Origin of the sequence: Paramesorhizobium endophyticum, assembly GCF_014640615.1 — a bacterium.
In the GTDB taxonomy this organism is placed as follows: Bacteria; Pseudomonadota; Alphaproteobacteria; order Rhizobiales; family Rhizobiaceae; genus Paramesorhizobium; species Paramesorhizobium endophyticum.
Window position 1 is genome coordinate 93301 of sequence record NZ_BMHH01000018.1, and the last position, 7920, is coordinate 101220.

General features: G+C 58.4%; 9 protein-coding genes and 1 pseudogene. 4 read left to right on the forward strand and 6 right to left on the reverse strand.

The genetic code is table 11. The features are described 5' to 3' along the window. Positions 1 to 7 precede the first annotated feature (7 nt). Positions 8 to 194: pseudogene (locus IEX53_RS18495) on the forward strand (TrmH family RNA methyltransferase); the annotation flags it as partial. Here the strand turns inward: IEX53_RS18495 and IEX53_RS18500 are convergent. The 5 genes from IEX53_RS18500 to mnmA form a co-directional block, all read right to left on the reverse strand. Next, positions 195 to 1235 carry a M48 family metallopeptidase gene (locus IEX53_RS18500; RefSeq protein WP_188825659.1) on the reverse strand — a complete coding sequence of 347 codons (1041 nt, stop codon included), beginning with the start codon at positions 1233 to 1235 and terminating at the stop codon, positions 195 to 197. Next, positions 1225 to 2313: a YjgN family protein gene (locus IEX53_RS18505; protein ID WP_188825660.1), complete on the reverse strand. Its 1089-nt coding sequence runs from the start codon at positions 2311 to 2313 to the stop codon at positions 1225 to 1227. The genes IEX53_RS18500 and IEX53_RS18505 overlap by 11 nt, the downstream gene beginning before the upstream one ends. A gap of 99 nt (positions 2314 to 2412) precedes the next feature. Further along, positions 2413 to 3087 (reverse strand): DUF2268 domain-containing putative Zn-dependent protease, encoded by a 675-nt coding sequence (locus tag IEX53_RS18510; RefSeq protein WP_188825661.1) that lies wholly within the window; start codon positions 3085 to 3087, stop codon positions 2413 to 2415. 57 nt (positions 3088 to 3144) lie between these two features. Continuing rightward, the gene (locus IEX53_RS23985) at positions 3145 to 3648 is read right to left on the reverse strand and encodes a pentapeptide repeat-containing protein (RefSeq protein ID WP_236016266.1); all 504 of its coding nucleotides are present in this window, start codon (positions 3646 to 3648) and stop codon (positions 3145 to 3147) included. A 193-nt stretch (positions 3649 to 3841) separates the two neighbouring features. Continuing rightward, complete coding sequence (mnmA, locus tag IEX53_RS18520; RefSeq protein ID WP_188825662.1) at positions 3842 to 5020, reverse strand: tRNA 2-thiouridine(34) synthase MnmA; 1179 nt, start codon at positions 5018 to 5020, stop codon at positions 3842 to 3844. Positions 5021 to 5318: 298 nt separating this feature from the next. Between mnmA and sciP the strand changes: the two genes are divergently transcribed. Continuing rightward, a complete protein-coding gene (sciP, locus tag IEX53_RS18525; RefSeq protein WP_068882250.1) occupies positions 5319 to 5594 on the forward strand; it encodes a CtrA inhibitor SciP in 276 nt (91 codons plus the stop codon). Between the two features lie 119 nt (positions 5595 to 5713). Then, positions 5714 to 5998: a GNAT family N-acetyltransferase gene (locus IEX53_RS18530; RefSeq protein ID WP_188825674.1), complete on the forward strand. Its 285-nt coding sequence runs from the start codon at positions 5714 to 5716 to the stop codon at positions 5996 to 5998. Between the two features lie 152 nt (positions 5999 to 6150). Here the strand turns inward: IEX53_RS18530 and IEX53_RS18535 are convergent, their stop codons facing one another. Next, positions 6151 to 6540, reverse strand: coding sequence for a flagellar export protein FliJ (locus tag IEX53_RS18535; RefSeq protein ID WP_188825663.1), 390 nt, complete (start codon positions 6538 to 6540; stop codon positions 6151 to 6153). A 508-nt stretch (positions 6541 to 7048) separates the two neighbouring features. On the opposite strand from IEX53_RS18535, the gene ctrA reads away from it, so the two are divergent. Next, positions 7049 to 7753, forward strand: a complete 705-nt coding sequence (gene ctrA, locus IEX53_RS18540) for a response regulator transcription factor CtrA (RefSeq protein ID WP_188825664.1) — start codon at positions 7049 to 7051, stop codon at positions 7751 to 7753. Positions 7754 to 7920 lie beyond the last annotated feature (167 nt).

A 7920-nucleotide genomic window follows, 5' to 3' on the forward strand; every position in this document is an offset into this window, starting at 1 on the left:
GTCAGCCGCCATCGCTTTCGAGGCCGATTGCGTGCTGAAGGACGAAACCTGTTGCGACCCGCTCTACCGCAAGGCCGAAGCCATTGCTCGAACGGCTGAACACCGCCCGCATCCCCATGTCAGCGCAGTTCGACAGCCTCAACGTCGCCACCGCCTCCGGCATCGCTCTCTCCCGCTTCAGCCGGTTTGGGTGATTAATTCCCGATTTCCCCCACATAGCGGCGCGCTTTCTCTATACGGTCAACGGTGGCCGGATGGGTGGAAAGGAAATTCTGTGGCCCCTCATCGCCAAGCCTGTCGCGCATGATCTCGAAGAAGCGGACGATGGCGGCTGGGTCGCGCCCGGCCCTGGCCATAAGCTCGACGCTGTAGCGGTCAGCGTCTGTTTCCTGTTCGCGCGAATAGGAAAGGGTCAGAAGCGCCGAGCCCTGCATCAGCACGTCTTCCATACCGGAGCCGATATCACCGCCGATCAGCATGATCAGCGCCGAAACCCCTGCCGCCCGGTAGAGTCGGCGCAGCGAATGCTCGTGCACCACATGGCCAATTTCATGACCAAGCACCCCCAGCACCGTCTCGTCGTCGGCCAGCGCCATCAGTTCGTCCGTCACAATGATCGTTCCATCAGGCAATGCCAGGGCGTTCGGCCCGATAATGCCGCCCTGGCGGAATTGCAGGCTGTAGCCATCCACGCCCTTCTCCGTAAGGGTCGCAAGCGAGCGGAAATCTTCCGATATACGCTTCTGGCGCTCTGCCTCAACCTTGGAGGGCGAGAAAACCGTCTGGTCGAGCGAGGCCAGCACACCCCGGCTCATCAATTGAGGCGCCACAGGCGGCGTCAGCGCGACGGCCACCTCGACCATGGCAGGCACCGCATAGCGGTAGATGACAGCCGCAAGCAGGATGGCGAGCCCAACGAACAGCACTAGCCGGAGGTGAAATCGCTCGAGCTCATATATGGCGCGAACGGTGAGCCCTCCGTGCCCCATAAGCAGGCTGTCCACCGCATCATTGTCCGACGTCTCGAACAGGCTGCCATCCCGAAAAGTGATTCGCCGCGGAATGGAGCCGACGCGGCTCGAAACATTGAGCCCGTCGAGAGTGCCCACGACAAGAGGCCCCCCGTCCGCCTCCCCCGTCACAGCCGCCTGCCCTTCCCTTACTCCGAGCGTGGCGGGCACAGCGCGGCTGGATTTTGGCGGATACCAGGCGCCCGCAATCTGGTCAGATGCCAAGGCTGATGCCTTCCATTTCCATGAACTCGGAACCTACCGCCGTGCCCGTATCGCTGACGGTGCTGAGATAATCCTCCAGCGGCCCGCGCACCTGAATCGCCGCTGCTGCGGCAATAAAGCGCGCCACGCGCACCGCCGCCCAGGGGCGGGCCAGCCCAAGGGTCAGGATGGTTGCAAGGAAATTGGTGATGGCGATCCAGGCATAACGCCCCCGTCCCAGATGCGAGACGAAACGATGGTGCCCGTCGAGAACTGTGGCGTTCAGCACGACATTATGGACGCCCGCGCGGTAAAGAAGTCCCGCAACCACGTAAATCAGGCCGAGCGCTATGAGGCATCCGTAGATCGCCGCGTAATACGCTCCGATAATATGGTCGGGGGCAACGTTTTTCGCCAGGAGAACAATTGCAGCATCACGATACAGCACTGCCGGCACGAGAATGAGCCCGAAGCCGAGGACGGTAAGAGCCGCCGGCAGCAGCCATTGTCGGTATAGGTCGCCAAGACGCGGATCGCTGTCAAACGGGCGCCCACCATACCGCAGATTGTCCAGAATATAGCGCCAGGCCCAGCGCGACGCGAACGGCGCCATGATCCCGAGTGACATCACGGCAACGAGACTTGCGAGGAAAATCGCTTTGAATGCGCCCCAATAACCGCCGACAAAATCGAACCGGACATTCCGATAGCTCGTCACCCGGGCATTGAAGCGCAATCCCCGCACGATAAACCACGGCATGGCGATCAGAAACAGCGGCAAGAACACCACCGCCGTAAGGGGAAAGATCGTAACGATGAGGTTGTAAGCCAGGAACAGCGCGAAGACGATAATCCGGCCGATCAGGATCTGCTTCGGGCTTGCGTGATATTCGAAGCTCGATCCGGCAAGAAAAGTACTGCCGTGAAAATAACGCTCGCGCCTCACCTTCGCCCAGGCGGAATAAATGCCAAGCGTCAGGATCGTCAGCACCACATTGACGATCCAGACGCCGAAATATTCCCCTGCCTTGCCGGTAAAATGGAATTGCTCAAGCCGGCTCTCCACCGGCGCGCCCTGAGCGGTCGATATATAGTTCATGTCCCCTCCGGAATAGTAGTTTTGCCCTACTATCCGGCGACATTTGCGCATGCAAGCCTGAGTTGTCTCAAACAGGTAAATTCATTTCTGTTGAAGTTATCAATCCGTGAAGGGCTGGATAAGTTCGCTCTTCGCGGCAACCTCGATCACAGTCGCAGCAGGAACGGTTATCCAAGTCCCGGCGTCGATTTCGCCCGCTTCTTTCAGCCAGTTGCCCACCATTTCGAATCCCAGGGTATAACCGAGCCAGCGAGGATACGCGCCGGTTCCGAAGAACCATGCGGGATGATTGTAACCCTTCGCGCTCAAGCTTTTCATATCGACAGGATTGCTTAGCAGCCGTTCCAGCGGCACTGCCCTCTCCCACGGCTCCGGCGCCGATCCGAACAGCTTGCACACGAACTGGCCGGCAAGCCCCTCGCTCACCAGCGCCTCCCCGAGGGTCCAGCCATAGCCAGGCCCCGCCATGCGCATGCAATGATGGACTTCGTGGATAATCTGCCGCTGAAGCGCGCCGTTTTCGAGGCTGTCCGCGAAATTGAGGTTGTCCGGGTCGACCGTCATCGCGAACAGCGTTCCCCGATAGGCGTGGCCGACGATACCCATTTCCGGGATGGTTTCGCCCGTCAGCCGCTGAACGAGGATATCGAGACGCGGCGGCGCCAGGAACGCCGATAAAAGGCGACGGGCTGCTTCAAAATTCCCGATGATTTCCGCCCGGAAACCGCCCAGTTCGCCTGACGCTTCCAGCCAGTGCAATGTCCAGCCATCCATGAGATTCCCCCGGCAATGGAATTGTCGGGGGAATATGGCGCGAAGCTGCCAGCGATATCAAGCGTTGCGGGCTGCTTTATAGGCCGCAAGCATATCGCCCAAGAGCACACCATCCCATGTCGCGCCTGTCAGCCGGCAATTTGCAAACTCGGCACCGGATAAATTTATATTATGAAAACAGCTTCCTGAGAGATTTACGTCGTTGACGTACCACCCGCTCATGTTGCTGTCGTTAAACCGGGCACCCGAAAAATTGATCTGGTTGAATGTCGATCCGGAAAGATTCGCATCGTTGAACGTGGATCCAGAGAGATCAGTGTCATTCACATCCAGCTTTTGCGTCGCCCTGTGGAGCTTCATTTCTTCGCCGACAGGCGCAAAGAATAGTGGTTTGTCTGCCGTTTTCTGCCCGATGGCCGCGGCAAGCGCGTTCCAATCTTTCAGACCGAACAGCTTGGAGATGACCTCCAGGCACTCGCCATGAGAGAGTTCGATTTGACGATCACGCAGAGCGTGTCGCAGGATCTTCGCCATGCCTTTAATGCTGAGGGTATTGAACATTCCAAATTCCTTGTCGGCAGTCTCATGTCAGTGCTCGCGTTGCTGACCGACTGCTCCGGAAGTTGGAGGTCGAAGTGGGTACCCTTAAGTGCATTCACCAACCAATAGGGGCGAGCGGCAGGCTGCACAGGCCACTGAAAAATCTATAGGCCTGCATTGAATTGTCAATATCCCCTTGGCCTATCAAGCCACCTTACGCCGCCTGTGTCAGCCGCCGCAGCATCTCCTCTGCCTGGTGCGAGCGCTCGGAGCGACCGATGAAGCCGCCGCCGTAGACGCGGGCGGCATTGGTGTCGTCGGAATAAAGCACGCAGGCCTGGCCCGGCGCGATGCCGCTTTCGCCGTCCACCAGTTCCACCCAGGTTTCACCATTGGCGTGGTGCAGCACCGCCGGGCGTGGCGGGCGCGTGGAGCGAACCTTGGCATAGACCTCGAAACCGGATGCCGGAATATCCTCCAGCGCTCCGTCGCCCAGCCAGTTGACGTTCCGAAGATAGACCTTGTGCGTCTCCAGCGCCTCGCGCGGGCCGACGATCACGCGCGCCTGCGCGGCGTCGAGATGCACCACATAGAGCGGCTCGCCCGTCGCCACGCCGATGCCGCGGCGCTGGCCGATGGTGTAATGCACGATGCCCTCGTGAGACCCAAGCACCCGCCCGTCCATATGCACGATCTCGCCGGGATTGGCCGCCTCCGGCTTCAGCTTGGCGATGATGTCGGAATATTTGCCCTGCGGCACGAAGCATATGTCCTGGCTGTCCTGCTTCTTCGCCACGACCAGCCCCATCTCCTCGGCGATTTCGCGCACCTGCGCCTTCGGCAGATGTCCCAGCGGGAAACGCAGATAATCGATCTGCTCCTGCGTGGTCGCGAAAAGAAAATAGCTCTGGTCACGGTCCGTATCGACAGGGCGATAGAGCGCGCGATGCGCCCCATTGGCATGGCTGCGGATATAATGTCCGGTGGCGAGCGCCGCCGCGCCCAGATCCTGCGCCGTCTGCAGGAGGTCGGCGAACTTGACCGTCTGGTTGCAGGAAACGCAGGGAATCGGCGTTTCGCCGCTGACATAGCTGTTAGCGAACGGATCGATCACCGCCTCGCGGAAACGCTTTTCGTAATCGAGCACATAATGCGGAATGCTCAAGGCTTCGCAGACACGCCGCGCATCCTCGATATCCTGCCCCGCGCAGCAGGAGCCGGCGCGATGCACCGCCGCGCCATGGTCGTAAAGCTGCAGCGTCACGCCGACGACGTCATAACCCTCGCGTTTCAGGATTCCTGCCACGACGGAGGAATCGACACCGCCCGACATGGCGACGACGATACGGGTTTCTTCCGGCTTTCCCGGCAGATCGAGGCTGTTGAGTTTCATGAGCGGACCGGTCCGTGGGCCTGTGCCCACTGTTTTCTTCAGTCGATAATAATGTCTGTATATAGGCCGAATGCGGGCGGTTTGCCAAGATGCCGTGTTCATTTGCGACATCGATATCCCGCGAGGAGCCGGCGCGCAACTATCCGAGTTTATATAACCGCCCGCAATTGAATAAAAAAAGATTAAGATACGAAAAGTGTTTCGTTACCAGTATCTTACCGGGTGCTTAGCCAATTTTTAAAGCTGTGTGTTTATCGTGATCGGCGATTAGGTCCTTGAGTGTTGTGTAGAGAGTACAATGACCGATCTGGTAAGACCACGAGTTAAATACGTTATCGGCCCCGATGGCAGCCCGCTGACCATTGCCGATCTCCCCCCCGCCAATACGCGGCGCTGGGTCATACGCCGCAAGGCCGAGGTTGTCGCCGCTGTTCGCGGCGGCCTGCTCAGCCTTGAGGAAGCATGCCAGCGTTACACGTTGACGGTGGAGGAATTTCTATCCTGGCAATCCTCGATCGACGAGCATGGTCTCGCAGGTCTTCGGACGACCCGAATCCAGCAATATCGTCATTAAATATTGCTATTAATCATAGATTTATATCCATGATTACCAGATGGCTGGCCTTTGGGCTGGCCATTTTTGGTTTTGGCTATAGATTCCCAGGAAAAATGGAGGTCGCCGTGAGCGAAAAGATGACGATCCGCAAGGAAGAAACCGGCTCAGGCGGCCGTTATGTGGCGGAAATCGGAAGCCACGTGGCGGAGATGACCTATTCGCGGGTCAATGCCGGGCTCATCATCGTGGACCATACCGGCGTGCCCGACGCGTTGCGCGGCCAGGGCATAGCGCAGGCCCTGGCGGTCCATGCGGTGGAGGATGCGCGGAAAAATGGCTGGAAAATCCTGCCGCTGTGCTCCTTCATGCGCGTGCAATTCACGCGTCATCCCGACTGGAGCGACGTTTTGCAGGAGCGGTGACGCCCCCTCCTTCCCCCTTGCGGGGAAGGTGCCCGCGTTAGCGGGCGGATGGGGGTGGTGACGTTTTCGCTTTTGCTCAAGGCGATGGCGCAAGCGTCACCACCCCCACCCGACCCTACGGGCCACCCTCCCCGCAAGGGGGAGGGATATACTCAGCCGATCATCGCACGCCGGTCGACCGTTGCCGGACGTTCTTCCACGTCGCGGGGCTTGCCGTCGCGGTTCTCCAGTGCTTCCGCCTTCGCGAGTTCCGCTTCGGCTTCAGCGAGGGCCGCCTCGGCGGCTTCCTTCTGGGCCTGCAGATCACGGATCGAGACGAACAGGTTGTCGCGGCGCTGGCGGGCGGCCTTCGCAAAGGTCGGATAGGCGAAGTGCGACATGTCGGTAATGCCCGCCTTCCTTTCTTCCGATTGGATTTGCGCGTCGAGTTCGCCAGCCATGCGCTCGAATTCGCCCATCATTAGATCGAGCTGGCCGAGCTGCCGGCGCTTCTCCTTCACCTGGAACAGTTTAAGCCTCACGAGGCTCTCACGCGGTTTCATACGCAATACTCCTTGAACACCGGAACCTCGGAACGCCCAACGAGCCGTTCGAAGGCTTTAAAAATTCGACCCGAAACGGAACCGGCCAAGGGTTTCACGTTTCGAAGCGCTCTCCCGCCGCGCATCAGAATCACCCATCCGAAGCGCAACAAAAAATTAAAGGTTCGCCCGTTCGGTAACCTTTTCTTTACGAGCAGCATTAATCATAGGCGTTAGGACTTAAGGCTCGGTAAATCCGGTGTGGCTTTCCAGCAACATAAAAACACTGAGTCGAATGAGTCACTTAAGGAAGGTTCTTAATGTGAAAACGAAAATTTTTCACACGGGATTTTGCGAGGTGAATCATATAAATACGGCAAATTTTTAATTAAAATCGAAACCCGCTTGCCAAGCGGAATCAGATTTTGTTAACCATTTGCTGGCAACCTTCACATAAAGGCAACGACTGTTCCGTGTGCTGCTTTGAGGGATCAACCTGTTTCGGCGGCGGAAAAGAGGATTAAAAAAGATGCGCGTCCTTTTGATTGAAGACGACAGTGCGACGGCGCAGAGCATCGAGCTGATGCTCAAGTCGGAGAGCTTCAATGTGTATACGACGGACCTCGGAGAAGAGGGTGTCGATCTCGGCAAGCTGTATGATTACGATATCATCCTGCTCGACCTGAACCTGCCGGACATGTCCGGCTATGAGGTTCTGCGGACCCTGCGCCTTTCCAAGGTCAAGACCCCGATCCTTATCCTCTCCGGCATGGCCGGCATCGAGGACAAGGTGCGCGGCCTGGGCTTCGGCGCGGACGACTACATGACCAAGCCCTTCCACAAGGATGAGCTGATCGCACGTATCCATGCCATTGTCCGCCGCTCCAAGGGCCATGCGCAGTCGGTCATCACCACGGGCGACCTCGTCGTCAATCTCGACGCCAAGACGGTGGAAGTCGGCGGCCAGCGCGTGCATCTGACCGGCAAGGAATACCAGATGCTGGAGCTGCTCTCGCTCCGCAAGGGTACCACGCTGACCAAGGAGATGTTCCTGAACCATCTCTATGGCGGCATGGACGAGCCGGAGCTCAAGATCATCGACGTGTTCATCTGCAAGCTGCGCAAGAAGCTCGACGCCGTCTCCGGCAACCAGAGCTACATCGAGACGGTCTGGGGCCGCGGCTATGTGCTGCGCGAGCCGGAAACCGCCAGCGAAATGCGCGAAATCGCCTGATCTCTCGTTTCAATTGCTGATTTGGAAGGCCCCGACAGGGGCTTTTCTCGTTTATGGCCTGTCAGAACTCAACTGAAACGCTGTAAAAAATGCGTAGTCCTGCCGTCATCCTCGGGCTTGTCCCACTGCTGTCCGGTTTAAATTTCTGGACAAGGTGCATGACATTG